General features: G+C 73.3%; 24 protein-coding genes. 7 read left to right on the plus strand and 17 right to left on the minus strand.

Annotated features, from left to right (window positions below):
- Positions 1-82: 82 nt before the first annotated feature.
- The 7 genes from FH609_RS11030 to FH609_RS11060 all read right to left on the minus strand — a co-directional run bounded on the left by FH609_RS11030 (position 83) and on the right by FH609_RS11060 (position 5,229).
- Positions 83-1,081 carry an inorganic phosphate transporter gene (locus FH609_RS11030; RefSeq protein ID WP_139667355.1) on the minus strand — a complete coding sequence of 333 codons (999 nt, stop codon included), beginning with the start codon at positions 1,079-1,081 and terminating at the stop codon, positions 83-85.
- Between the two features lie 7 nt (positions 1,082-1,088).
- On the minus strand, positions 1,089-1,709 hold the full coding sequence (locus FH609_RS11035; RefSeq protein ID WP_139667354.1) for a DUF47 domain-containing protein: 621 nt from the start codon (positions 1,707-1,709) through the stop codon (positions 1,089-1,091).
- 107 nt (positions 1,710-1,816) lie between these two features.
- On the minus strand, positions 1,817-2,158 hold the full coding sequence (locus tag FH609_RS11040) for a DUF2516 family protein (RefSeq protein ID WP_139667353.1): 342 nt from the start codon (positions 2,156-2,158) through the stop codon (positions 1,817-1,819).
- 117 nt (positions 2,159-2,275) lie between these two features.
- Positions 2,276-2,797: a hypothetical protein gene (locus FH609_RS11045; protein WP_139667352.1), complete on the minus strand. Its 522-nt coding sequence runs from the start codon at positions 2,795-2,797 to the stop codon at positions 2,276-2,278.
- A gap of 22 nt (positions 2,798-2,819) precedes the next feature.
- Positions 2,820-3,320, minus strand: a complete 501-nt coding sequence (locus FH609_RS11050) for a helix-turn-helix domain-containing protein (protein ID WP_139667351.1) — start codon at positions 3,318-3,320, stop codon at positions 2,820-2,822.
- 69 nt (positions 3,321-3,389) lie between these two features.
- Complete coding sequence (locus FH609_RS11055) at positions 3,390-4,232, minus strand: NmrA/HSCARG family protein (RefSeq protein ID WP_139667350.1); 843 nt, start codon at positions 4,230-4,232, stop codon at positions 3,390-3,392.
- Between the two features lies 1 nt (position 4,233).
- Complete coding sequence (locus FH609_RS11060) at positions 4,234-5,229, minus strand: zinc-binding dehydrogenase (RefSeq protein ID WP_139667349.1); 996 nt, start codon at positions 5,227-5,229, stop codon at positions 4,234-4,236.
- 83 nt (positions 5,230-5,312) lie between these two features.
- Between FH609_RS11060 and FH609_RS11065 the strand changes: the two genes are divergently transcribed.
- Positions 5,313-6,032 carry a TetR/AcrR family transcriptional regulator gene (locus FH609_RS11065; RefSeq protein WP_139667348.1) on the plus strand — a complete coding sequence of 240 codons (720 nt, stop codon included), beginning with the start codon at positions 5,313-5,315 and terminating at the stop codon, positions 6,030-6,032.
- 174 nt (positions 6,033-6,206) lie between these two features.
- Complete coding sequence (locus FH609_RS11070) at positions 6,207-8,585, plus strand: lectin-like domain-containing protein (RefSeq protein ID WP_139667347.1); 2,379 nt, start codon at positions 6,207-6,209, stop codon at positions 8,583-8,585.
- 155 nt (positions 8,586-8,740) lie between these two features.
- Here the strand turns inward: FH609_RS11070 and FH609_RS11075 are convergent, their stop codons facing one another.
- On the minus strand, positions 8,741-9,088 hold the full coding sequence (locus FH609_RS11075) for a winged helix-turn-helix transcriptional regulator (RefSeq protein ID WP_139667346.1): 348 nt from the start codon (positions 9,086-9,088) through the stop codon (positions 8,741-8,743).
- 67 nt (positions 9,089-9,155) lie between these two features.
- Between FH609_RS11075 and FH609_RS11080 the strand changes: the two genes are divergently transcribed.
- The gene (locus FH609_RS11080) at positions 9,156-10,112 is read left to right on the plus strand and encodes an NAD(P)-dependent oxidoreductase (protein WP_139667345.1); all 957 of its coding nucleotides are present in this window, start codon (positions 9,156-9,158) and stop codon (positions 10,110-10,112) included.
- Between the two features lie 53 nt (positions 10,113-10,165).
- On the opposite strand, the gene FH609_RS11085 is transcribed toward FH609_RS11080, so the two are convergent.
- Both FH609_RS11085 and FH609_RS11090 read right to left on the minus strand, forming a co-directional pair.
- Positions 10,166-10,717 carry a hypothetical protein gene (locus FH609_RS11085; RefSeq protein ID WP_139667344.1) on the minus strand — a complete coding sequence of 184 codons (552 nt, stop codon included), beginning with the start codon at positions 10,715-10,717 and terminating at the stop codon, positions 10,166-10,168.
- A 5-nt stretch (positions 10,718-10,722) separates the two neighbouring features.
- Positions 10,723-11,382 carry a TetR/AcrR family transcriptional regulator gene (locus tag FH609_RS11090; RefSeq protein WP_139667343.1) on the minus strand — a complete coding sequence of 220 codons (660 nt, stop codon included), beginning with the start codon at positions 11,380-11,382 and terminating at the stop codon, positions 10,723-10,725.
- Positions 11,383-11,521: 139 nt separating this feature from the next.
- On the opposite strand from FH609_RS11090, the gene abc-f reads away from it, so the two are divergent.
- Together abc-f and FH609_RS11100 are read left to right on the plus strand one after the other, a co-directional pair.
- Positions 11,522-13,174, plus strand: a complete 1,653-nt coding sequence (abc-f, locus tag FH609_RS11095) for a ribosomal protection-like ABC-F family protein (protein ID WP_139667342.1) — start codon at positions 11,522-11,524, stop codon at positions 13,172-13,174.
- Positions 13,175-13,230: 56 nt separating this feature from the next.
- Complete coding sequence (locus FH609_RS11100) at positions 13,231-14,151, plus strand: virginiamycin B lyase (RefSeq protein WP_139667341.1); 921 nt, start codon at positions 13,231-13,233, stop codon at positions 14,149-14,151.
- 84 nt (positions 14,152-14,235) lie between these two features.
- Here FH609_RS11100 and FH609_RS11105 read toward each other — a convergent pair whose 3' ends face one another.
- Complete coding sequence (locus FH609_RS11105; protein ID WP_226961604.1) at positions 14,236-14,985, minus strand: SDR family oxidoreductase; 750 nt, start codon at positions 14,983-14,985, stop codon at positions 14,236-14,238.
- A 266-nt stretch (positions 14,986-15,251) separates the two neighbouring features.
- Here FH609_RS11105 and FH609_RS11110 point away from each other — a divergent pair, with 266 nt between their 5' ends.
- Positions 15,252-16,094: a helix-turn-helix transcriptional regulator gene (locus FH609_RS11110; protein ID WP_139667339.1), complete on the plus strand. Its 843-nt coding sequence runs from the start codon at positions 15,252-15,254 to the stop codon at positions 16,092-16,094.
- Positions 16,095-16,945: 851 nt separating this feature from the next.
- Here FH609_RS11110 and FH609_RS11115 read toward each other — a convergent pair.
- Entirely contained in the window at positions 16,946-17,626 is a 681-nt protein-coding gene (locus FH609_RS11115; RefSeq protein WP_226961568.1) for a MerR family transcriptional regulator, read from the minus strand.
- Between the two features lie 86 nt (positions 17,627-17,712).
- Between FH609_RS11115 and FH609_RS11120 the strand changes: the two genes are divergently transcribed.
- On the plus strand, positions 17,713-18,183 hold the full coding sequence (locus FH609_RS11120) for a DUF6194 family protein (protein WP_139667337.1): 471 nt from the start codon (positions 17,713-17,715) through the stop codon (positions 18,181-18,183).
- 13 nt (positions 18,184-18,196) lie between these two features.
- Here the strand turns inward: FH609_RS11120 and FH609_RS11125 are convergent, their stop codons facing one another.
- The 5 genes from FH609_RS11125 to FH609_RS11145 all read right to left on the minus strand — a co-directional run bounded on the left by FH609_RS11125 (position 18,197) and on the right by FH609_RS11145 (position 24,387).
- Positions 18,197-19,216: a LacI family DNA-binding transcriptional regulator gene (locus FH609_RS11125; RefSeq protein ID WP_139667336.1), complete on the minus strand. Its 1,020-nt coding sequence runs from the start codon at positions 19,214-19,216 to the stop codon at positions 18,197-18,199.
- A gap of 51 nt (positions 19,217-19,267) precedes the next feature.
- The gene (locus tag FH609_RS11130; RefSeq protein ID WP_139667335.1) at positions 19,268-20,998 is read right to left on the minus strand and encodes a glycoside hydrolase family 43 protein; all 1,731 of its coding nucleotides are present in this window, start codon (positions 20,996-20,998) and stop codon (positions 19,268-19,270) included.
- Between the two features lie 81 nt (positions 20,999-21,079).
- A complete protein-coding gene (locus FH609_RS11135) occupies positions 21,080-21,976 on the minus strand; it encodes a carbohydrate ABC transporter permease (RefSeq protein WP_226961569.1) in 897 nt (298 codons plus the stop codon).
- A 5-nt stretch (positions 21,977-21,981) separates the two neighbouring features.
- Positions 21,982-22,971 (minus strand): carbohydrate ABC transporter permease, encoded by a 990-nt coding sequence (locus FH609_RS11140; RefSeq protein WP_139667334.1) that lies wholly within the window; start codon positions 22,969-22,971, stop codon positions 21,982-21,984.
- A 150-nt stretch (positions 22,972-23,121) separates the two neighbouring features.
- The gene (locus tag FH609_RS11145; protein ID WP_139667333.1) at positions 23,122-24,387 is read right to left on the minus strand and encodes an extracellular solute-binding protein; all 1,266 of its coding nucleotides are present in this window, start codon (positions 24,385-24,387) and stop codon (positions 23,122-23,124) included.
- Between the last annotated feature and the right edge of the window lie 138 nt (positions 24,388-24,525).

Below are 24,525 nucleotides of genomic sequence, written 5' to 3' on the forward strand. Positions count from 1 at the left end.
TATGGAGTCTGTGTGGAAGTCGTGACCGAGAGGTGACCGCGCTCCCCGGTGGGCGGCCCGGCCGGCGCCCCGGTCGACGGCTCTAACCGACGACCAGGTGCACCAGCAGATAGCAGAGCGCGGCCACCCCGCCGGCCGCCGGCATGGTGATGAACCAGCCCCGCACGATGCTGCCCGCCACGCCCCACCGCACCGCGCTCACCCGGCGGGTGGCGCCCACGCCCATGATCGCCGAGGTGATCACATGGGTCGTCGAGATCGGCGCGTGGAAGAAGTACGAAGCGGTGTAGAGCACCGAGGCCGCCGTCGTCTCGGCGGCGAAGCCGCGCGGCGGGTCCAGCTCGATGATCCGCCGCCCCAGGGTCCGCATGATCCGCCAGCCGCCGGCGTAGGTGCCCAGCGAGAGCATCAGCGCGCAGGACACCTTGACCCAGACCGGGATGGCGTCGCTCTCGTCCTGGACGTCGGCGATCACCAGGGCCATCACCACCACGCCCATGGTCTTCTGCGCGTCCTGGAGCCCGTGCCCCAGGGCCATGCCCGCCGCCGAGACGGTCTGCGCCATCCGGAAGCCGCGCTGCGCCCGGTGCGGGTTGGCCCGCCGGAACGCCCACAGGATGCCGACCATCACGAGGTAGCCCAGCACCAGGCCGATCAGCGGGGAGAGGAACATGGGGATCACGATCTTGGTGAGCACCCCGTCCCAGTGGACAGTCGAGCTGCCGGCCAGCGCCGCGCCGACCAGCCCGCCGAAGAGCGCGTGCGAGGACGAGGAGGGCAGCCCGTAGTGCCAGGAGATCAGGTTCCAGGCGATCGCCCCGACCAGCGCGGCGAAGAGGATGACCATGCCCTGCTTGCCCGTCGGGGTCGCGATCAGCCCCTCGCTGACGGTCTTGGCCACGCCCGAGCCCAGAAAGGCCCCGGCCATGTTCATCACGGCGGCCATGCCGAGGGCGACCCTCGGGGTGAGCGCCCGGGTGGAGATGGAGGTGGCGATCGCGTTCGCCGAGTCGTGGAACCCGTTGGTGTAGGTGAAGATGAGCGCGACGCCGACCACGACGATCAGTGCGAAGGTGTCCACGGTGGGTTCAGGACTCCTTGACCACGATGGTCTCCACCGTGTTGGCCACCGACTCGAAGGCGTCGGCCGCCTCCTCCAGCACATCCACGATCTGCTTGAGCTTCATGACCTCGATGGCCTCGAAGCCCCCGTTGAACAGCTGCGCCAGCAGCTTGCGGTGGACCTGGTCGGCCTGGTTCTCCAGGCGGTTGACCTCGATCCAGTACTCGTTGAGGTCCCGCATGTCCCGCAGCCTGGGCATCGCCTCGGCGGTCAGCTCCGCCGCCCGGCCGAGCACCTCTATCTGGCTCTCCACACCCTTCGGCAACTCGTCGATCTCGTAGAGGACCACCAGATCGACGGCCTCCTCCATGAAGTCCATGATGTCGTCGAGGAGCGAGGCCAGCCGGTAGATGTCCTCCCGGTCGAACGGGGTGACGAACGACGAGTTCAGCTGGTGGAAGATGGCGTGGGTCACATCGTCGCCGGCGTGCTCGGCCGCGCGCATCCGCTCGCCGATCTCCACCCGCGTAGCGGCGTCGGCGCCCAGCAGCTCCATCAGCAGTTTCGAGCCACTGAGCACATTGTCGGCCGCGGTGGAGAACAGCTCGTAGAAGCTGGTCTCCTTCGGCGTCAGGCGAAAGCGCACGGCAGTTCCTCTGGCATTCAGCGGCTGTTGTCCCGTTGATGCTAAGGGCAGGAACCAGCCACGGCTAACCTTCCCACGGCCTCCCGGCCGGAGCCGGGGGACGCGTGTCAGCGGTTGCCGTTGTAGGGGCCGTACGGGCCGTCGCTGCTGCTCCAGCCGCCGCGCCCGCCGCCACCGCCGCCGGTCACGGCGCGGAGCGCCGGCCGCACGTCGACGAGGTAGACGATGGTGGCGACCGTCGCCGCCAGCACCAGCAGCAGCATCGGGATGGCCAGCTGGACCGCGACGGAGACGCCGAGGATCACCAGCCAGGCCGGCTTGGTCTGCTTGTCGGCGGCGCGGAACGCGTCCTCGCGCTGGAGCGCCGCGTGGATCAACGCGTAGCCGCTCAGCAGCAGCAGCGCGAGGAAGAGGTAGAACCACAGCGACATAAACGTCTCGTAAAACATGCTCTGCCACCCACCGTGTCCGTTTGCGGCCGTTTGCCGATGCTCGTCATCCACGCTACCGGCCGGGAGCCCGGGTCGGTAATGCCCAGGCTCCCGGCCGTTGACGCCACGTCCCGGTCAGTCCTTGGGCGGCATCTTCCTCGGCTCGCGGGCGGCGGCCCTTCGGCTGCCGTTGGCCCGGCGGGGCCTGGCCGGCGCGTCCTTCTTCTCCGTGGCCCCGGCCGGGGCCTCCCCGGCCGCTTCCTTGGCCTCGGCGGCCTCCGCCTCCTCGGTGACGCTGGCCGGCTCAGTCACCGGCTCGGTGACCGGGGCGCGCTCGACCTTCACCTCGGACCAGCCCTCGGCCGGCTCGTCCTCGCCGCGCCGCCGCTCGACCACGGTCTTGCCGCGCTCGGCCAGCCCGTCGTAGGTCTCGCGCGCCTTGACCGCGTACTCCAGGGCCAGGCCGACGCCGGTCAGCGCCGCGTGCTGGGCGCGCTCGCGCAGCTTGGGCAGCCGCTCGGGGGCCTCGGCCCGCAGCCGGTCCAGGGTGGCGGGCAGCTCGCGCAGCTTCTGCGCGGCGAGGTCGGCGGTGCCGGCCGCCACATAGAGCGGCGTGGAGTCGGTCAGTGTCTTCCGCAGGTCATCGGTGATGGCCATGGTGGTCCCTCCCGTGGGTCGGTCAGTCGTCGTGCTGGTCGCGGGCGCGCGGGCGGCGCCGGCCGCGCGGTCTCTCGTCTCCGGCCCCGGCCGGCTTGGCCCCGGCCGGCCCGTCGCGGGCCGGCCGGTCGCGCGCTGGCGCCTCGCCGGCCGGCTGGTCGCGGGCGTTCTCGCTCCGGAACGAGACATAGATCTGGAGCAGGGCCTCCTTCTGCCGCTCGTTCAGGCCCGGGTCGGCGAGGATCGCCTCGCGCACCCCGACCCGCGCTTCGGCATCGGCCTCCTCCTGCACCCGCTCGTCGAGAAAGCCGGCCTGGACATAGAGCGTCTCGGCGGAGATCCGCAGCGCCTTGGCGATCTGCTGGAGGATCTCCGCGCTCGGCCTGCGCAGCCCGCGCTCGATCTGGCTGAGATAGGGGTTGGACACCCCGGCGGCGTCGGCCAGTTGACGCAGGGACAACTGCGCCTGCCGCCGCTGCTCCCGGAGGAACGCCCCCAGATCTCCCACACCGAGTGAAGCCATGACCCCAGCCTGCCGGACGGTGCTAGCAATTGCAAGCGCCCCGCTTGCGGCAGAACGCACGCCTGGGGATCAGGCGTCGGCGGGCCCGGTGTGCCGGCGCAGGAAGGCTTCCAGGGTCAGCATGTTCGGGTGGAGGCGGCGCAGGGTGGGGATGTCGGCCTGGTAGCCGCTCTCGGCGAACCACTGGAACATGCGCTCGGTGATGGGTTCGGGCTCCAGGCGGGTGGGGACGCCGGTGACGCGCTGGTAGATCTCGGCGACCTGGGAGAAGGAGGGGGCGTCACCGGCGATCTCCAGCTCCCTGCCGAGGTAGTCGGCGGGGTGGTCGAATGCCTCGGCGGCGAAGTGGCCGATATCGTCGGCAGCGATCATCTGCAGGGGCCGGTCCGGGTCCACCGGGAGCCGCATGACGCGTTCGCGGTTCTCCGTGGCGTCGGCGTAGTGGAGCAGGTTGTTCATGAAGAACACCGGACGCAGCACGGTGGCGGGCAGGCCGAGGGCCTGGATGTGGCGTTCGATGGCGGCCTTGCTCTCGAAGTGATCGATGCCGGTGTCGCGTTCGGCCCCGCCAACCGAGCTGTAGACCAGGTGGGCCACTCCCGTCTCCTGGGCTGTGTCGGCCACGTTCTTGCCCTGGCGGATCTCGGTGGCCAGGGTCTCGGGCTCGTAGGCCAGCGCCTGGACGCTGAAGACGCCGTGGACGCCGGTCATGGCGCGGCGCAGCGAGTCAGGATCGTTCAGGTCGCCCCGGGCAAGCTCGGCGCCCCGGGCCTTGAGCCGGAGCGCGGCGGGGGTGTCCGGGTCGCGCACCAGGGCGCGTACCCGCTGGCCCCGGGCCAGGAGGTGGCGGGCGGTCGCGCCGCCCTGGTTCCCGGTCGCGCCGGTCACGAGGATGATGCTGTCAGCGGCCATGTCATCTGCCGTTTCGTGGAGGAGGGGTGGGGATGAGGAGGGTCTTGCCGAGGGTGGCGCGCGCCTCGATGGCCGCGTGCGCTTCCGGCGCGGCCGACAGCGGAAAGGTCTGCCCGATCGTCGGGCGCAGCCGTCCGGCGGCGGCCTCCGCGAGTGCGTCGCGGACCAGTTGACGTAGCTCCCCGGGGGCGGGCGGCGGGCCGAAGCCCACAGCCGTGATCCCGAGGCGGTCGGCCGTGGGGCCGTCGAGCGTGGTCGCCTGTCCGCTGGCCATGCCGAACGAGCAGAGGCGGCCGCCACGCCGCAGCAGGCCCGCGGCCGCCTCGCCGATGGCGCCGCCGACCCCGTCGAAGACCAGGTCGACACCGGCGCCGCCGGTGGCAGCGCGTACCCGGTCGGGCCAGCCGGGATCGGTGTAGTCGACTGCCGACCGGGCGCCCAGGCGTTCGGCCAGCCGCAGCTTGGCCGCGCCACCGGCGGCGGCGATCACGTGGGCGCCACGGGCGGCGGCCAACTGCACCAGCAGGCTGCCGACGCCGCCGCCCGCCGCCTCCACCAGCACATACTCGCCCGGGCCCGGGGCCGCCGTGCGGCTCAGCAGCATGGCCGTGCGGCCGTCGGCCAGCAGCGCCGTGGCGTCGGTCACCCGAAGCCCTTCGGGGACGGGGATCAGCTCGGCGGCGTCCACCGCGACCAGTCCGGCATAGCCGCCGCTGCCACCGGTCGTGGTCACCACGCGAGCGCCCAGCAGCCCGTGGTCGACGCCCTCGCCCACCCCGGTCACCACTCCGCCCACGCCGTTGCCGGGGATCACCGGCAACGAAGGGCGGTGGGCGGGGGTGGGCCCACGTCCGGCCCGGATCTGGGTCTCGACGAACGTGACGCTGACGGCCTGTACCGCCACCAGCGCCTGTCCCGGCTTGGCGACGGGATCGGGCACCTGCTCGGCGACCAGCACCTCCGGCGGGCCGAACTCCCGCAGCATGACAGCCTGCACCGAAACACCTCCTCCATTCGGAGCGATTCACTCCGAGTAAGCTAACTCGGAGTGAATCGCTCCGCAAGCGCTATCCTGGCGTCATGCGCGACGCCGCCTCCCCCGAGACGCCCGAGACACCCGTGCCCCGCCGCAAGCCAGGCCCGCAGGCCCGTGCCGCCCGCAACGACCGCGCGCTCATCGAGGCCGCCCGTGAGGTCTTCGCCGTCCAGGGCTTCGGCGCTCCCGTCGCGGCCATCGCCGAACGGGCCGGCGTGGGGATGGGCAGCCTCTACCGCCGCTACCGGACCAAGGAGGAGCTTTTTCAGCACCTGTGCGAGGACTCCATGGACCAGATCGCCGCCGCGGCCGAGGCGAGTGCCGCCATCGACGAGCCGTGGCAGGCCCTCGTGGCGTTCATCCAGCGCTGCGTGGACTTCGGCCTGGGAACCCTCGCCCCCCTCGCCGGAACCATCCGCCCCACCCCCGCCATGCGGCGAAGCAGCGAGCGTGCCCAAGAGCTCGCCGAAGCGCTCATCGCACGCGCGCGCACCGCCGGCGCGCTGCGCGGCGACGTCACCACCATGGACATCTTCCTGTTCATCGGCCAGTTCGGTGTGCGACACCCCGCCGCCCCCAGCGCACAGGACAACACCGCACGCCAGCGCGTCCTCGCCATCGCGATCGACGGCCTGCGCCCCGGACCCACAACCTCCCTACCCGGCACAGCCCACAGCCCGGAGCACTACCAAGCCCTCTGGCGCACGCACACCACCGCACCCGCGGGAAACGATCACTCACCAGCCGGGGAAGGACGCGGATAGTCTGCGAACTCCCACCGGAGTGGATCTTCGAAACCGGTGACAACACCGCCGCGCGTCACACGGCCCGTGGGCGCCGACGCGTCACCGGCCCGACTCCGCCGAAGCGGTTCTGCTGTGTGCGTGTCAACGTCGCGTGGCACGGGCCGGCGCCGGGTGGCTCCTTAGCGTGCCTCCATGAGAACCCCACGACTCACCGTCCGACCGTGGTCGCCCCTCGCGGCCACGGCGGGCGCCGCCCTCGCCGTGCTGCTCGGCGCGAGCCCGGGACTGGCGCATTCCCCCACACACGCTCCCGGCGCGCTGCCGATGGCGCCGCCGAGCAGCGGTTCGCTGCTGCTGGACGAGACCTTCGCCGGCTCCCAGGTCGACGACCCGGGCTTCGTTCCCCTGGACACCGCCTGCCTGACGGGCGCCTCGGCCGAGCCGCCGCCCGGGGTCTCCACCGTCGGGCCCTGTGACGGCCCCGACCAGACGACCGAGCCGGTGCCGCCGGCCGGCACCACCCCCGGGTACCTCCAGCTCACCGACAGCGGCACCTACCGCACCGGCGGAATGCTCTACAACCGGCCGCTGCCGGGGACGGGCGGCCTCCAGGTCACCTTCGACCAGTACCAGTACGGCACCAACCCGGACGGGGCGGGCGCCGACGGGATCGGGTTCTTCCTGGTCGACGGCGCCACCGACCTGACCAGCGCGGGCGCCACCGGCGGGTCCCTGGGCTACGCCCAGCGCAACCTCGAACCCGGCGTGGACGGCGGCTATGTGGGCATCGGCCTCGACGCCTACGGCAACTTCGCCAACGACTTCGAGAACCGGGGCAACGGCTGCCCCGAGGACCAGCGTTCGCCGATCACGGTGGACGCCCAGGTGCCCAACACGGTGACCGTGCGCGGCCCGGGCCAGGACATCGAGGGGTACTGCTTCCTCGCCTCCACCATCGAGCCCGACGCCAGCACCCCCACCGGCTACACCTCCACGCTGCCGGGCAACCTGCGCGAGCAGGGCACCGACCCCGAACCCGCGCGCCGCACCGTGCAGATCACGGTCAGCCCGGACGTCCGGCCCACCGTCGAGGTGGACATCGACTTCCACGACGGCCAGGGCCTCCAGACCGTGCTGGTCGAGCAGCTGCCCGAGGACGCCCCGCCGACCTACAAGTTCGGCTTCTCGGCCTCGACCGGCGGCTTCTTCGACACGCACCTGATCGGCAATGTCACCGCGATGTCCGTCCAGGAGCTGGACGAGTTGAACGTGGTGAAGACCGTGACCAGCGGCACGACGGAGCCGTACGACGTCGGGGACACCGTCGACTACGAGTTCCTGGTGACCAACACCGGCACGGGCACGCTGAGCGATGTGACGGTCAACGACCCCTCCGTCACCGACATCAGCTGCCCCGAGACCGAACTCGGCCCCGCCGGCACCCCGACCTCGTCGATGGTGTGCACCGGCAGCCATGTGATCACCGAGGAGGATGTCCTCACCGGGACGTTCACCAACACGGCGACCGCCGCAGGCGAGAACGCCGCCGGCGACGAGGTCGTCTCCAACGAGTCCTCGGCCTCCGTTCCCGTGGTCCAGCTCGTCCAGGAGCTGGTGATCGACAAGTCGGCGAGTGTGGCGGAGGTGGGTCCCGGTGGTGAGGTGACCTACACGGTGACGGTGTCGAACGAGGGGGATGCGGCGGTTGATCCGGCGGAGTTCTCGGATGACTTGTCGGGTGTGTTGGATGATGCGGTGTTGGTGGGGGAGCCGGTGGCCGATGTGGGGTCGGTGTCGGTGGATGGTTCGGTGTTGGAGTGGAGTGGGGCGTTGGCTCCGGGGGAGAGTGCGACGATCACGTATGTGGTTCGGGTGGATGATCCGGACGAGGGTGATCGGGTGTTGCGGAACGCGGTGAACTCCGAGACGGAGGGGGCGCGTTGCGCGGACGGGGAGGATCTGCCGTGCGAGACCGAGGTCACGGTGGTGGTGCCTCCGGCGCCGGAGCTGGTGATCGACAAGTCGGCGAGTGTGGCGGAGGTGGGTCCCGGTGGTGAGGTGACCTACACGGTGACGGTGTCGAACGAGGGGGATGCGGCGGTTGATCCGGCGGAGTTCTCGGATGACTTGTCGGGTGTGTTGGATGATGCGGTGTTGGTGGGGGAGCCGGTGGCCGATGTGGGGTCGGTGTCGGTGGATGGTTCGGTGTTGGAGTGGAGTGGGGCGTTGGCTCCGGGGGAGAGTGCGACGATCACGTATGTGGTTCGGGTGGATGATCCGGACGAGGGTGATCGGGTGTTGCGGAACGCGGTGAACTCCGAGACGGAGGGCGCGCGTTGCGCGGACGGGGAGGACCTGCCGTGCGAGACCGAGGTCACCGTCCGGGTGCCGGGACCGCAGCCGCCCTGCTGCGAGTGCCACTGCGACTGCTGCTGCCACAAGCCCCCGCACCACGGGGACAAGCCGCCGCACCACGGGCACAAGCCGCCGCACCACGGGCACAAGCCGCCCCATCACGGGGACAAGCCCCCGCACCACTGCGGGAAGCCTGAGCACGCGCACGGCGCCTGAGTCGGGCGTTCGGGCCTGAGGCCCGTCCCCGCGTTCCGGTCGGATGGCCGGGCGCGGGGGCGGGCCTTCTGGTGTCCGCCGTCCGCGCCGCCCGCCTCGGTACCCACCAGAAAGTGGGTACTTGGCAGCGAGCCCGGGACCGACGAACCTGGTGGTCAGGCGGGCGGGGCGGCACCGAGGCGGTCGAGGCGGCGGTGGCCCCAGTCGGAGAGCGGGGCCAGGATCTCCGACAGCTCGCGGCCGACCGGGGTCAGCGAGTACTCGGTGCGCAGCGGCAGTTCGTCGAACACCTGGCGGTGGACCAGGCCCTCGGCCTCCATGTCGCGAAGGGCCTGGGTCAGGACCTTCTCGCTGATGCCGGACAGCTGGCGGCGCAGCTCTCCCGGGCGGCGCGGCCCCGCCTCCAACAGCCAGAGCAGGGACGGCTTCCACTTGCCGTCGATCGAGTCGATCGCGGCGGTGACCCCACAGACCTCGGTGTCCCGGGTGCGGCTACGCCTCATCAGGGCCCCTTCCCACTTTCCACGGACAGCAGCGACACAGTCGACGTTCACGAGGAGACGAAGCACCATGACCGCATCCCCCGTATCCCCCGCATCCCTCGAATCCCTGGAACAACCGGATGCCGCCGGGTCTTCCGTGACCGTGCTGGGGCTCGGCCCGATGGGGCGGGCGCTGGCCGGGGCCTTCGTCGCTGCGGGGCACCGGACGACGGTCTGGAACCGCACCCCTGGCCGGGAACGGGAGCTGGTGGAACGCGGCGCCCGGCCCGCCGCCACGGCCGCCGAGGCGGTGGCGGCCAGCGAGCTGACGGTGGTCTGCGTGGTGAACTACCGGGCGGTCGAGGCCGTTCTCAACGCCGAGCGGGTCGCGGAGGCGCTGAAGGGGCGCACGGTGGTGAACCTGTCCAATGACACGCCCCAACGCGCCCGGGAGTTGGCGGCCTGGGCGGGCGAGCGGGGCATCGACTATCTGGACGGCGCGATCATGACGCCGATCGCCACCATCGGGACGCCGGACGGGGTGTTCCTCTACAGCGGCCCCGAGGCGCTCTACCGGCGGCACCTGCCGACGCTGGCGGCGCTCGGCGCCGGCGGCCACACGCATCTTGGGGAGGCCGTGGGGCTGGCTGCCGCCTATGACCTGGCGCTTCTTGACATCTTCTGGTCGGCGATGGCCGGTTATGCCCATGCGGTGGCGATCGCCGGCGCGGAGGGGATCGGCGCGCGGGAGTTGGCGCCGTTCGCCGAGGGCATCGCGACGATCCTGCCGCCGATCTTCCGCGGCCTGGCCGCCGAGCTGGAGGAGGGCTCCTACTCCCACGACGACAACCCGTTGACCTCGGCCGCCTCCTCGACGGCGCACATCGTCTCGGTGTCGGAGAGCCATGGCATCGACGCCGGGGTGATGCGCGCGGTCGAGGGCCTGCTCCGCCGGGCCATCGGGCTCGGCCACGGCGAGGACGGCTTCGCCCGGGTCGCCGAACTGCTCGCGCGCGGCGCGCGCGGTGCCCGGCCGGTCGGCTGACGGCGGCCCGGCCCGGGGCCGGCCCTCGGCCCGCCCGGTCGGTGGCCCAACGGTCAGCGGGGCTCGGTGCGTTCGGCCAGCTCGGCGAGGGTGGCCAGGCCGGCGAGCACCGCCTCGCGGTGGCCGGGCCGCTTCATCCACGCGGGCAGCTGGGAGACCATGCCGCTGCCGGAAGCGAAGCGGTCGCGCTCCCGCAGCCGGGCGCCGACATACGCGGCCAACTCCTCGACATGCGCGGCGTTGTAGGCCCACAGCACCCGGCCGACGCAGCGGGTCCGCAGCCAGAGCGGGCGGTCGAAGAACGGCTCGGCGGGCCCTCCCTCAGCCTCCGTCCGGGAGGCGGCCCCATTCAGCACCACGCCGATCAGCGCGGGACCCTCCCGGCGGGCGGCCCAGTCCCGGGTGGCGCCGCAGCCGGGGCAGCTCAACCGGCGCGAGGTGAAGAGCAGTTCGCCTTCGTGGCGCGGTGGCGGCAGGTCGGGCCTCGGCACCACCAGCGCCCGGCCGGCGCAGCGCGGGCAGACCACCAGGATGCGGTCGGCGAACCGGGTCAGCCAGCCGCCGTGGTCCCGGTGCCGCTCCGTGCGCCATGCTTCCCCTCTCACGGCGGTCAGCCTGCCACCCGTTGGCCGTCGGCGGGAAGCGTGAACGCGCCGGCCGTCGCGGCCAGGGTCGCGGCGCGGGCGGCGTTGGCCGGCAGTGCCGGGTCGGCGGGGACGCGCAGCAGGGCCAGCTGGTGGTAGACGGGCGCGGTGGCGGCGACCAGCAGCGCGCGGGCGTCCGTGCCGGCGCCCGGCAACTCGCCGCGCGCCGCCGCCCGTCCCACCAGCGCCGCGCAGCGGCGGTAGCGGTCGTCCCAGAAGCGGCGCAGCGCCCGCGCGGCGTCGGGGGAGCGGAACGAGGCGGCGATCAGCGCCATCGTGATCGGCGGGTCCTCGGTGAGTCCGGCCAGCACCTCCTCGTTGAGCGCGGTGAGGTCGCCGAGCAGGCCCCCGGTGTCGGGCGGCGTCCAGGCGTCGTCGGCCGCCGCGTCCAGCACGTCGGCCAGCAGGCCGCCGACGTCGCGCCAGCGCCGGTAGACGGTGGTGCGGTGCACGCCGGAGCGGGCGGCGACCGCGTCCACGGTGAGCGCGTCGAAGCCCTCGGCCACCAGCTGTTCGCGCACCGCGCGGTGCACCAGCTCGCGCACCCGGGCGCTGCGCCCGCCCGGGCGGCGGCTGGTCTCCCGGCGCGGCGGCGGGTCGTCGGTTGACGCTGGGGGTGCGGGCATGGCAGCATCATAACGCGACTTTTGTAGCAATAACGAATAGCAACAACGAGGTGCTCCGTGCTCAACCGAGGTGTCCGTCCGACCAGCCGGCCGCTGTCCGTCGCGGCCGTTCCGTCCTCGCACACCCCCAAGGCACCCCTTGCGCACCCAGATCACCGCACGCGACCTCACCAAGTCCTACGACGGCCGGCTCGTGCTCGACGCCGTCAACTGCTCCTTCCCCGCCGGTGAACGCGCCGCCGTCGTAGGGGAGAACGGCTCGGGCAAGAGCACCCTGCTGCGGCTCCTCGCCGGCCGGGAGCGGCCGGACGCGGGCCGGGTCGTGGTGCACGACGGGGGCACCTCCCGGACGATGTCCGGGGGCGGCGGCGTCGGCTCGTTCCTCCAGGAGGAGGCGCTGCCGGCGAAGCTCACCGTGCGGCGGGTGCTCGACCGTTCGCTCGCCGAACTCCGCGCGATCGAGAGCCGGTTGCGCGCGCTGGAGGCGCTGATGGCGGCCGACGAGGCCGCCGCGCTCGGCGAGGCCGGCGAGGAGTACGGCCGGCTGCTGGCGCTCTTCGAGCTGCGCGGCGGCTATGACGCCGAGGCCCGCCTGGAGCGCGCGCTCGCCGGGCTCGGCCTGGTCGATCTGGAGCGTGGACAGCGCGTCGGGACGCTCTCCGGCGGCGAGTTGGGCCGGCTGCGGCTGGCCGCCCTGCTGGCCGCCTCGCCCGAGGTGCTGCTGCTGGACGAGCCGACCAACCATCTCGACGACCGCGCCGCCGACTGGCTCGCCGACCACCTGCGGGCCCGGCGCGGCACCACCGTGGTGGTCTCCCACGACCGGGACTTCCTGGAACGGGTCGCCACCACCGTCTGGGAGGTCGACGCCGACCGCCGGCGGCTGGTCAGGCACGGCGGGGGCTACGCCGGCTATCTCGCCGAACACGCGGCGGCCCGCCGCCGTTGGGCCGCCGAACACGCCGCCTGGCGGGCCGAAATCGACCGGCTCACCGAGGCCGCAGCGACCACCGCCCGCCGGGTCGCGCCGGGGCGCGGCATGAGGGACGGCAACAAGATGGCCTACGACCGGGCCGGCGGCCGGGTGCAACGCTCGGTCGCCGGCCGGGTCCGCAACGCGGAGGAACGACTTCGCCGGCTGCGCGCCGAGCCGGTGCCGCCCCCGCCCGAGCCGTTGCACTTCACCGCGCCGCCGCACGCCGCGCCGCTGGACGGCACCGTGCTCGCCGCCGAGGGCCTGGCCGTGGCCGGCAGGCTGGCGCCGCTCGACCTGACCGTCGAGGCCGGCGCGCGGCTCCTGGTCACCGGCCCCAACGGCGCGGGAAAGAGCACCCTGTTGAGCGTGCTGGCCGGCGAACTCGCCCCGGACCGTGGCACGTTCACCGCTCGGGGCCGCGTCGCGCGGCTCGGCCAGGAGCCGCCGCCGGCCCGCCGGGGCCAGACGCTGCTGGCCGCCTTCGCCGAGGGCCGGCCCGGCACGGCGGACGAGCACGCCGAACGGCTGCTGGCGCTGGGCCTGTTCGCCGCCGACCGGTTCGACACCCCCGTGGACCGGCTCTCCACCGGGCAGCGGCAGCGCCTCGCGCTGGCCCGACTGGTCAGCGCGCCGGCGGACGTGCTGCTGCTGGACGAGCCGACCAACCACCTCTCGCCAGCGCTGGTCGAGGAGGTGGACGCCGCGCTCGCCGACTACCCGGGAACGCTGGTGGTCGTCAGCCACGACCGCCGGCTTCGCGCCCGCTGGCGCGGCGCCGAGCTGCGCCTGAGCCCGGCGGTGCGCGGCCCCGCCTGAACGGGCGCCCGGTCCCCGAACGTTCCCCAACGTGTGCCTGACCAGAAGGAGTTGCCATGCCAGCCCTGCCCCCGATCCGGGTCTCCGACGCCGACGCCGGCCCCTACGCCGTCACCCGGGGCGGCGGCCCCGGCGCGGACGCGCTGTGGTTCACCCTGGTCCACGCCGGGGCCGTCGGCCGGCTCGACCCCGACGGCCGGATCGAGATCCACCCGCTGGACGCTCCCCGCTGCGCCCCCTCGCTCATCACCCAGGGACCCGACGACGCCCTGTGGTTCACCCGCGCCGGCGACCACCGCATCGGCCGGATCGACGACACGGGCCGGGCCACCTCTTTCCCGCTGCCGACGCCCGAGGCCGGCCCGTTCGGCATCGTCGCCGGGCCCGACGGGGCGCTGTGGTTCACCGAGCTGCGCGCCGACCGGATCGGGCGGATCACGGTGGACGGGCAGGTCGACGAGTTCCCGCTGCCGCTGGCCGGCGCGTTCCCCTCGGCCATCGTCGCCGCGCCCGACGGCGCGCTGTGGTGCACGCTCAACCAGGCGCACGCGCTGGCCAGGGTCACCGTGGGCGGCGAGGTCACCGTTCACCCGCTGCCCACGCCGGGGGCCGCGCCGGTCGGGCTGACCGTCGGCGCGGACGGGGCGCTGTGGTGCGTCGAGATCGGCGCCGGGCAGATCGCGCGGCTGACCCTCGACGGGCGGGTCACGGAGTTCCCGCTGCCGGACCGCGACTGCCGGCCGCACGCCATCGTCGCGGGCCCGGACGGCCGTTGCTGGTTCACCGAGTGGGCCACGGCCGGGCTCGGCGCGATCGACGCGGCCGGCCGGATCGAGGAGTTCCCGCTCGCGGAGGCGCTGCCGCCGGCCGGGGCGCCGGCCGGCGCCCCGGCCGAGCCGCACGGCCTCGCGTGGGACGCGGACGGAACGCTCCATGTCGCCCTGGAGATCGGTCTGTTGGCCCGCTTCCGGCCCTGATCGGGGAACGGGTGGCGCGCGGGGCGGTGGGTGGGTCGCGCGGGCCGGCGGGTGGCGTCGACTGGCGTCGACTGGCGTCGAGGGTCAGACCTGGCCGGTCGGCAACACCGTGAGCTGCTGGAGGTTGACCCGGGGCGGGAGCGAGGCCAGGAAGCCGACGGTGGTCGCGATGTCCTCCGGGACCAGCCACTCGTGCTGGGCCCTGGTGGACGCCAGCCACTCCAGGGCGTCCCCGTCCGTCACATGCTCCTGCAACTCGGTTCCCACGATGCCCGGTTCGAGCGCGGTGACCCGCACGCCGCGCGGCCCCAGCTCGGCCCGCAGATTGCGGGAAAGGTGCGAGACGAACGCCTTGGTGCCCGAGTAGACGGCGAACTTCGCGAACACCCCGAACGCCGCGACGGAGCTGACGTTCACCAGATCGGCGACCCGCCCGCGCTCCGACGCCGCGCGCAGCAGTTGGGGAACGAACCCGCCGACCACGTTGAGCACGCCGCCCGCGTTGAGGTCGAGCTGGCGCCGCCACACGTCGGTGGCCACCGCCTCGACCGGGGACGGCAGCATCACACCGGCGTTGTTCAACACGAGGTCGGCGTCGCCCAGTTCGGCGGCGACCCGCTTGGCCACCGCCCGCACGGCCGCCTCGTCGGTGACGTCCACGGCCAGCGGCAGCGCGGTGCCGCCGGCCGCGTCGATGCGCGCGGCCAGTTCGTCGAGCCGCTCGGCGCGGCGGGCCAACAGCGCGACGCGGGCGCCGAGTTCGGCGAGGTGCTCGGCGGTCGCGGCGCCGATGCCGCTGGACGCGCCGGTGACGACGGCGACCCGGCCGGCCAACGGGCGGCGGCCCGCGGTTCCGTCCCGGGTGGCGTCGTCCGCCGGGTCGCGGGGGTCGCTGGGGTCGCTGGGGGAGAGGGCAGTGGACACGAAGTGCCTCTTTCGACGGAGGAGTTGGGGCCGGGGCGGTGCGCCGCCGGCCTGTCCCTCCAGGGGACCAGCCGGCCGGGCCCGGCGGGGCGCCCCGGCGCGCCCCGCCCGGGCAGGTACCGGCAGGGCCACCCTGGGGCCGCCCGGCGCCGGCCCCGACTCGGCACACTGGGCAGGTGCACCGTGGTAGCGAACTCGCCGACTTCCTCCGCACCCGCCGCGCCCGTGTCACGCCCGAGGCGGCCGGGCTGCCGCCGGACGCCCGCCCCCGGCGGGTCTCCGGGCTGCGTCGGGGCGAGGTGGCGCAGCTCGCCGGCGTCAGCGCCGAGTACTACACCCGCCTCGAACAGGGCCGGGCCCGCAACCCCTCGCCCGAGGTCGTCGAGGCGCTGGCCGCCGCGCTGCGGCTCGACCTCTCGGAACGGGAGCACCTGCACAACCTGCTGTCCCGGCCCGGCCGTTCGGAACGTCGCGCGCCGGCCGGACCGCAGCGGGTCAGGCCGGGGGTGCGGCTGACGCTGGCCGCCCTGGAACAGGTCCCCGCGTTCGTGATCGGGCGCCGCACCGACGTGCTGGCCACCAACCGGCTGGCCCGCGAGGTGACCACCGACTTCGAGGCCCTGCCGGCCAGGCACCGCAACCTCGCCCGCTATCTGCTGCTGGACCCCGAGGCGCGGGAGCGGGTCGTGGAGTGGGAACGGGCCGCGTCCGAGACCGTCGCCACCCTCCGCCTGGACGCCGGCCGCCACCCGCACGACCGGCTGCTCGCCGACCTGGTGGGCGAACTGATGGTGCGCTCACCCGAGTTCGGCACGTGGTGGCACGACCACCGGGTGCTGCGCCGCACCCACGGCCTCAAGCACTACCGCCACCCGCTGGTCGGGGACCTCACCTTCCACTACGAGTCCTTCCCGGTGGCGGGCGAGCCGGACCAGACGCTCTGCGTCTACAACGTCGAACCCGACTCCGAAACCGCCCGCGCCCTGACCCTCCTCGGCACGTGGACGGCCGACAGATAGCGCGGGGTGCGCTGGCGCGCTGCTTCGGGAGGCGAGGCCGCGCTGGGCGCGGCTCGCCGGAGATGCGCTGGCGCGCGGCAACGGGTAGGTGGGGGTGGGGTGTTGCTGCGGGCGGTGTTGGTGCGGGGTGGGATCGCGCTGGGCGCGGCTCGCCGGAGTTGCACTCGCGTGCGGCAACGGGGTGGCGGTGTGGGGGTGTTGGTGCCGAGCGGGGCGGGGCGGGGAGTGTTGCGCTGGGGTGCAGTAACGGGCGGCGGGCTGTGGGGTGCGGCTCGTTGACTGGTGCTGGCGTGCGGCAACGGGGCGGTGCGGGTGGGGTGTTGCTGCGGGCGGTGTCGGCGCGGGGTGGGGTCGCGCTGGGCGCGGCTCGCCGGAGGTGCGCTGGCGTGCGGCAACGGGGCGGTCGGGGTGGGGTGTTGCTGCCGGTGGTGTCGGCGGTGCGCTGGCGTGCGGCTACGGGGTGGTGGTGTGGGGGTGTTGGTGCCGAGCGGGGCGGGGTGGGGAGTGTTGCGCTGGGGTGCGGTAACGGGCGGCGGGCTGTGGGGTGCGGCTCGTTGACTGGTGCTGGCGTGCGGCAACGGGGCGGTGCGGGTGGGGTGTTGCTGCCGGTGAGGTTGGTGCTGAGGGCACTTCGAGTGGTGTTCGGTGGGACGGTGCGGTCGTCTCCGGACGGGCGCTTGGCCGCGCTGCCGCGCGGGAGCCGGCGTTGGTGGGCACGGAACGGGCCGACGGGGATGGGGCGTTGGTGCGGGGTTACGTCCCCGCGCTGTCGTGTCGCGCCCGACGCGCTGGCGCGCGGTGACGGGGTGCCGGTCGGTGCTGGCGCCCGGCCAGGGGCAGACCTGCCGTCGTCACAGGAGGGCGCTGAGGTGGGCCGACGCGTCGAGCAGGGCGTGGGAGCGGGCGGTGATGTCGGCCTCGCGCGCGGCCAGCGCCTCCGTGAGGTCCGTCGAGCGGCGGCCGCGCCGCAGTTGGGGCAGCAGCGCGCGGAGGGGCGCGATGCGGTATCCGGCCCTGCGGAGTTGGTGCACGATGCGCGCGTCCCGCACCTGGGCTGGCGAATAGCGGCGCGTTCCCCGCGAGGGGTCGCGGTCCGGGACGACCAGGGACTCCGCGTGCCAGTGCCGCAGCGTGGAGGGGCGCACGCCGAGGGCGGTGGCGAGTTCGGAGACGCTCATCGCGTCCGTCGCGCGCACGTCGTCGATCGGCTCGTCGGCGATGGCCAGGGCCGCCTCGCGGGCCAGCCGCAGTTCGGCGCGTTCCGCGTCGAGCCGGGCGTGTACCGCGTCGAGCAGGGCGAGCGCCCGGGCGGCGGGGCCCAGGTGGCAGGCGCGAAGGATCTCCTTGGCCTCGACCGGGCCCGTGCCGGCGGCGAGGGCCCGGTAGGCGAGCGCGGCTCGCAGCTGCGGCTCGCCGTAGATCCGGTAGCCGCTGGCCGTGCGCGCGGCGGGCGGCAGCACGCCGTCGCGTTCCAGGTTGCGGATCTGCTGCGCGGAGTACCCGGCGCGCCGCGCGAGATCGGCGGTGCGCAAACCGGCTGATTTGAGACCTCGCATCCGACTGCCCTCCCCGTCGACCCCGAAGTGCCCACAAGCACCTGAGGGTCAGGCTAGAGGGCATGAGCATGGACGAGATCATCGACTGGGTGGGCCGGTTCGACGGCGTGCTGACCCTCAGGCCCGCGCCGGGCGACGGGACGCCGGAGGCCAGTTGGGGCGACACGTTCTTCTACTACGCGCCCGACGGCGCCGTTCCGGCGAACGCCCAGCCGTTCGCGACGATCGTGACCAGGGACCAGCCGGGCGACGAGGCGTCGCGGCTGGACCGGCCGGGCGCCTTCCGCGTGAACATGGCCGCCGGCCGGGCGGCGTTCGTCCGGTGGACCGGGCGCGCGCCGCGCGAGGCGGCCTCCGTCGAGGTCGACCACGGCGTCGCCGACACCGTGCTCCCGCACCCCGTCTACGGCGCGGCCGGCTGGCTGGCCGTGGTGAATCCGGGCGCGCGCGCCGGGGCAGCGACCCGCGAGCTGTTGCGCGCGGCGCACGCCAACGCGCGCGCCCGCCACGAGCGCCGCGCCGGCGCGCCCTGAGCGGCCCGAGGGCTCAGTCCCCGGTCACCCTGCGGGTGGAGTCGCGGACGACGAGCCGGGTGGCCAGTTCGACGCGCGGGTTCTCCAGGGTCTCGCCGTCCATCAGCCGCAGCAGGGTGCGGGTGGCCAACGTGGACATCTCCAGGATGGGTTGGCGGACGGTGGTCAGCGGCGGGGAGACCCGGCGGGCCAGCGGCAGGTCGTCGAAGCCGACCACGCTGAGGTCGTCGGGGGCGCGCAACCCCCGTTCCCGCATGGCCTCGTACGCGCCGAGGGCCTGGAGGTCGCTGGCGGCGAAGACCGCCGTCGGCGGCTCCGGCAGGTCGAGCAGGGCCTGCGCCTGCGCGTATCCGGAACGCTCGTTGAACTCGCCGTGGTTGACGTACTCCTGCGGGACGGTGAGCCCCGCCCGCTGCATCGCGGTGCCGAAGCCGTCGGCCCTGGCCTGCGCGCAGTTCAGCTCGGCGGGGCCGCCGATGTGGGCGATCCTGCGGTGCCCCAGCTCGATCAGGTGGCTGGTGCCGGACATCCCGCCGCTCCAGTTGGTGGCGCCGACGGTGGGGATGTCCTCGGTGGTGCCGCCCACCGGGTCGACGAGCACCAGCGGCACGCCCATCGCGGCGAGGCGTTCCCGCTGCCGGTCGGAGAGTTCGGAGACCACCAGCACGACGCCGGCCGAGCGGCGGGCGGCCAGCCGGTCGAGCCACTGGCGGGTCTCCTCGCTGCGCCCGTGCACCACCGAGAGCACCATGTCCATGCCGGCCGAGTGCAGCACCTCGTCGGCGCCGCGCACGATCTCCAACGACCAGTCGCTGTCCAGCTCGTTGAGGACCACGTCGACCAGGGTGCCGCGCTGCCGGGACGGCCTGCGGTGGTAGCCGTTGCGGCGCATCACGGACTCGACGAGCGTGCGGGTGTCCTCGGCCACGTCGCCGTGGCCGTTGAGCACCTTGGAGACCGTCGAGGTGGAGACGCCGGCCTCACGCGCGATCTGGGTGATCGTGACCCTGGTGGAGCGGGAGCCGCCGGCCATCGTCGTTCCTCCTCGATGCTTTGGATTGCAGCATATGTGGGCCGCCGGGCGTCAGTCGGCGTTCGGGGTGCCGGGACCGGCGACGCCCTGCGGCGGCCCGGGCAGGTAGCGGAAGGCGGTGAAGTCCGCCGTCGCGCCCTCCCGCGTCAGGTCGTGGGCGGCCATGCCGATGAACGCCCCGGTGAAGCCCCAGGTGGTGGGGAACGCGGCGGGCCCGGTGACGGCGTACTCGTCGGAGAGCCGGGTGACGTCCAGCGGCGGGCCGACCGGCTGGAACGCCGCGCCGCCGGCCGTGCCGCCGCCGGGCTTCGGGTCGAGGGCGTAGGCGAAGGTGCCGGTGGCGCCGGCCACGTCGAGCCGCAGCCGGACGGGCCCGGGGTCGGGCAGTTCGACGGGCGCGGCGGGCTCGCTGTAGCCGCCGTTGTCGTAGACGCCGAGCCGCAGCACCTGGCCCAGTTCCTCGTCCCTGGTGATGTGGAGGTAGTGCCACAGCTGGGAGTTGTAGTAGTGGATCAGCCCGGCGAACTGCTGGGGCGAGGTGGGCGCGAACTCGACGGTGACCTCGGCCCGGCAGGCGTGGTGCTGCTGTCGGCGGGCGACCAGCGACTGGCGGTGGGTGGAGGCCGGGGACTCCTGGCCGCGCAGCCGCAGCGCGCCGGGCCGTTCGGTGAGGGAGAGCCAGTCGGGCGAGGGGTGGATGCGGAGCGTGGCCCACTCGTGGCGCAGTTGGGGCGCGGTGAAGTCGTCGGCGAAGGGCGCGTCGTGGGCGGGCACGGTGGCGGGCTCGGCGGTGCCGGGCACGGTGACGAACTCGTGCGGCTGTCTGCCGCCGTCGGCCAGCCGGGGCCAGCCGTCCTCGGTCCAGGTGACGCGCTGGATCGCGGTCTCCCGGCCCAACACGCAGCGCCCGCCCGGGGTCAGGGGCCTGGCGCACAGGTGGGCCAGGTACCACTCGTCGTGCTCGGTGCTGACCAGGCAGCCGTGGCCGGCCTTCTGGAGGGTGGCCTCGGTGCCGTAGGAGGTGAGCATCGCGCCGGCCGGGTCGGCCTCCCAGGGCCCGTCGAGGGTGCGGGCCCTGGCGACGGTGACGGCGTGCTCGTAGCCGGTGCCGCCCTCGGCGACCATCAGGTAGTACCAGCCGTCGCGGCGGTAGAGGTGTGGGCCCTCCGTGCGGCCGAGCGGCCCGCCGTTCCACAGGGTGCGCAGCGGCCCGGTGGTGGTGCGGCGGGCGCGGTCCCACTCCTGGATGACGATCCCGCCGAACGGATCGTGGCCGGGGCGGTGGTCCCAGCGCATCGCCAACAGCCAGCTGCGGCCGTCCTCGTCGTGGAAGAGCGAGGGGTCGAAGCCGGCGCCGTGCACCTCGACCGGGTCGCTCCAGGGCCCGGTGGGGTGGGGGGCGGTGGCGACGTAGTTGCGGACGTCCTTGAACGCGCCGCCCAGGCTGCGGACGTTGGACCACACCAGGTGGAACAGCCCGTCGGCGTGGCTGAGGCAGGGCGCCCAGACGCCGCCGGAGTCGGGGTTGCCGGCCATGGGCAGCAGCCGCTCGTCGGTCAAGGCGCCGCCGATCGGCGTCCAGTTGACGAGGTCGCGCGAGTGGTGGAGCCGGACGCCGGGGCACCACTCGAAGGTGGAGGTCGCCACGTAGTAGTCGGGTCCGACCCGCAGGATGGAGGGGTCGGGGTGGAAGCCGGGCAGCACGGGGTTGCGCAGCGCCGCGGTGCGGCCTGGGGTGCTGGCGTTCCTGGCGGTGGTGGCTCCGGCGGGAGCGGCGGTCATGCGGTCACCTCGGGGTCGAAGGCCCAGGCCGGGGCGCGGGGCCTGGTGGGAGGACGGGGGCGGGCTGCGTTCGCCGGCGGGTCAGCCCTTGACCGCGCCGGACATGACGCCCGCGATCACGCGGCGGGCCAGCAGGGCGAAGAGGATCAGCAGCGGGATCACGGCCAGCACGGCGCCCGAGAGCATCAGCGCGTAGTCGGTGTAGTAACCGGCGGCCAGCTGGTTGAGCGCGGTCTGCACGGTGCCGTTGTCGGCGGGCAGCACCACCAGCGGCCAGAAGAAGTCGTTCCAGGCGGTCATGAAGACGAACAACCCGAGCACGGAGGCGGTGTTGCGCACTCCGGGAACGATCACCTTCCACCAGATCAGGAAGAGTCCGGCGCCGTCCACGCGGGCGGCCTCGACCAGTTCGTCGGGGATGCCCTCGTCGATGGCCTGCCGCATCCAGAACACGCCGAACGCGGAGACCATCCCGGGCAGGATCACCGCCCACAGGCTGCCGTAGAGCCCGATGTCGCTCATCAGCATGTAGAGCGGCACGATGCCCAGTTGGGTGGGCACCATCAGGGTGGCGATCACGACGACCATCAGCGCGTCCCTGCCCGGGAAGCGCAGCTTCGCGAACGCGAAGCCGGCGAGGCTGGAGAACAGCACGTTGCTGAGGGCCACGGCGCTGGAGATGATCAGCGAGTTCCTGATGGCCACCCAGAAGTCGACGGAGTCGAAGACCCGGGAGATGTTGTCGAAGAGGTGCCCGCCTGGGACCAGCGGCGGGGTGGTCTCGGAGAGCACCGAGTTGTCCGATGACGCCATGACGAACGTCCAGTACAGCGGGAACATCGAGGCCAGCGCGACCAGCGCCAGGGCGGCGTAGGTGAGCGGGCCGGCGCGGCGCACGCCCAGCCGGGAGCGGCGCCGGCCGCGCCCGCCCGGCTGGGCGAGGTCGGCCTCGGGCACGGGGGCGACGGTGGTGACCACGGCACTCAGTCCTTCGATGAGATGCGGCGGGTGAGGAAGAAGTTCACGGCCGCGATCAGCGCGATCAGCAGGAAGAGCATCCAGGAGATCGCCGCCGCGTATCCGGAGTCGAAGCTGGTGAAGCCGTGCTTGTAGAGCAGCAGGGTCAGCGTCTGGAACTGCCCGTCGGAGCCGCCCTCGTAGCCGTTGATCCCGCCGAACAGCAGCGGCTCGGTGAAGAGTTGCAGCCCGCCGATGGTGGAGATGATCACCGTGAAGACGATGGTGGGCCGGATCGCGGGGACGGTGATGCTCCAGAACGTGCGCCACTTGGAGGCGCCGTCCAGCATCGCCGACTCGTAGAGGTCGCGCGGCACGGCCTGCATCGCGGCCAGGTAGATCAGCGCGTTGTAGCCGGTCCAGCGCCACATCACCATCACGCTGAGCGCGAGGTGCGAGGTGAACGTGCCGGCCCGCCAGTCGATCGGCTCCTCGCCGGCGAGGCCGACCAGGTCCAGCGCCCAGTTGACGATGCCGAAGTCCCGCCCGAAGAGCTGGGCGAAGACCAGGCCGACGGCGACCACCGAGACGATGTTGGGCACCAGCACCGCCGAGCGCCAGAAGGTGCTGGCGCGCAGCCGGGTGTCCAGCAGCCACGCGATGCCCAGCGCGAGCAGCAGCTGGGGCACGGTGGAGAGGACGAAGATGCTGAGCGTGTTGAACAGCGCGTTGCTGAAGTCCGGGTCGGCCAGCAGGTCGCGGAAGTTCTCCAGGCCGACGTACTCCTCGCGGCCGTTGACCAGGTGCCAGTCGTTGAGCGAGACCCAGAGCGTGTAGCCCAGCGGGAACAGCCCGAACAGCCCGAAGACCAGGAAGAACGGGCTGACGAAGGCGTAGGGGACCAGCGAACGCCTCGGGCGTCCGGCCTGGGCCCTGGACCGGTACGGACTCCGGCGCCGCCGGGGCGGCTTGGGCCGCGTGGCGGTCGCGGCGCCGCCGTCGGTCGAGGTGGCCATGCCGCGTTCTCCTTCCCTGTGTGCCCCGGGCGGGGCGGTGGTGTGAGGTGGGGGCGCGCGCCCCTTTGGGCGGGGCGCGCGCCTCCTGGGGTGGCGCCCCGAGGCCCCGGCGGCCGGAACGGGGCCCGCCGGGGCGGTGGTTGTCCCGGGTCAGTCCAGGGCCGAGGTGGCCTCTTCGACGGCCTCGGCGAGGGCCTGCTCGGGGGTCGCGTTGCCCTGTTCCACGCGCTGGAGCGCGTTGCCGAACGCCGGGCGCACGTCGGAGTCGCGCACGCCCCGGAAGTTGGGCTGGAGTTCGGCGGCCGAGGCGGCGAAGATCTCACCGACGGGCGCGTCGTTGAAGTACGGGTTGGTGAACTCGGCGACCGCCGGGTCCTCGTACAGCTCCGGGATGGACGGCAGGCTGCCCACGTCCTGGAAGATCCGCTTCTCCTGCTCGGGCGCGGTCAGCCAGGCGGCCAGCTCGGCGGCCTCCTCGATGTGGTCACCCTGCTGGGGAACGGTCAGGAACGAGCCGCCCCAGTTGCCGCCGCCACCCGGCACGGCCGCGATGTCCCACAGCCCCTCGGCCTCGGGCCCTGCCGCGTCCTCGATCAGGCCCAACGCCCAGGAGGGGCAGGGCGCGGTGGCGAAGGAACTCTGCTTGAAGCCGACGTTCCACTCCTGCGAGAAGCCCACGAGACCCGCTGACATGCCCTCCTCGACGGCCTGCCCGACCTGGAGGAACGACTCCTCGATCACCGGGTTGCTGTCGCCGACGAAGGTCTCGTCCCGCTCGAAGTAGCCGATCTCGTTCTGGTTGAGCATCGAGGAGTAGATGGTGTCGGCCCCGTCGAACCACGCCGCCTCGGCGCCCGAGTCGAGGAACTGCCGGCCGACCTCGAAGTACTCGTCCCAGGTGGGCCACAGCGCGCTGACCTCCTCGCGCTCGCTGGGCAGCCCGGCCTCCTCGAACATGTCCCTGCGGTAGCACATGGCCAGCGAGCCCACGTCGGTGCCGTAGCCCATGACGAACTCGCCGCCGTCCACGACGCCCTGCTCCCACTTCCACGGCAGCCAGCGGTCCTGGAGTTCGTTGGCACCGTGCTCGGCGAGGTTGACGAACTGGTCCTTGGACTCGCGGAAGCGGGGCATCCAGCCCTCCTCGACCGCGACGATGTCGGCCGCGCCCGAGCCACCGGCGAGCTGGGTGGTGAGCTGCTGGTGGTGCTGCTCGAACTGGGAGACCTGGATCTTGACCCTGATGTCGGGGTGCGCCTCCTCGTACTCCTCGATCAGGGCCTCGTAGCCGAAGTCGCTGAAGGTGGCGACCGTCAGCTCGGTCCTGCCGTCGCCGTCCGAGCCGCAGGCGGCGAGCGGGATCAGGGCGAGGGAGAGGGTGGCGGCGGTCGCCGCGGTTCTCGTGCGTCGTCGCATGGCGGTGCTCCAGGGCGGGGACGGGTTGCGGGTGTGCCGGGACGGACCCGGGCGGGGAGGGGGCGGCGAGCCGCCGGACCACGGTCGGCGCTTACCTTGCGCCACATTCCCGGCGAACGTCAATACTCTTCCCGGGAC

Origin of the sequence: Streptomyces sp. 3MP-14 (assembly GCF_006334905.2) — a bacterium.
In the GTDB taxonomy this organism is placed as follows: domain Bacteria; phylum Actinomycetota; class Actinomycetes; order Streptomycetales; family Streptomycetaceae; genus Streptomyces; species Streptomyces triticirhizae.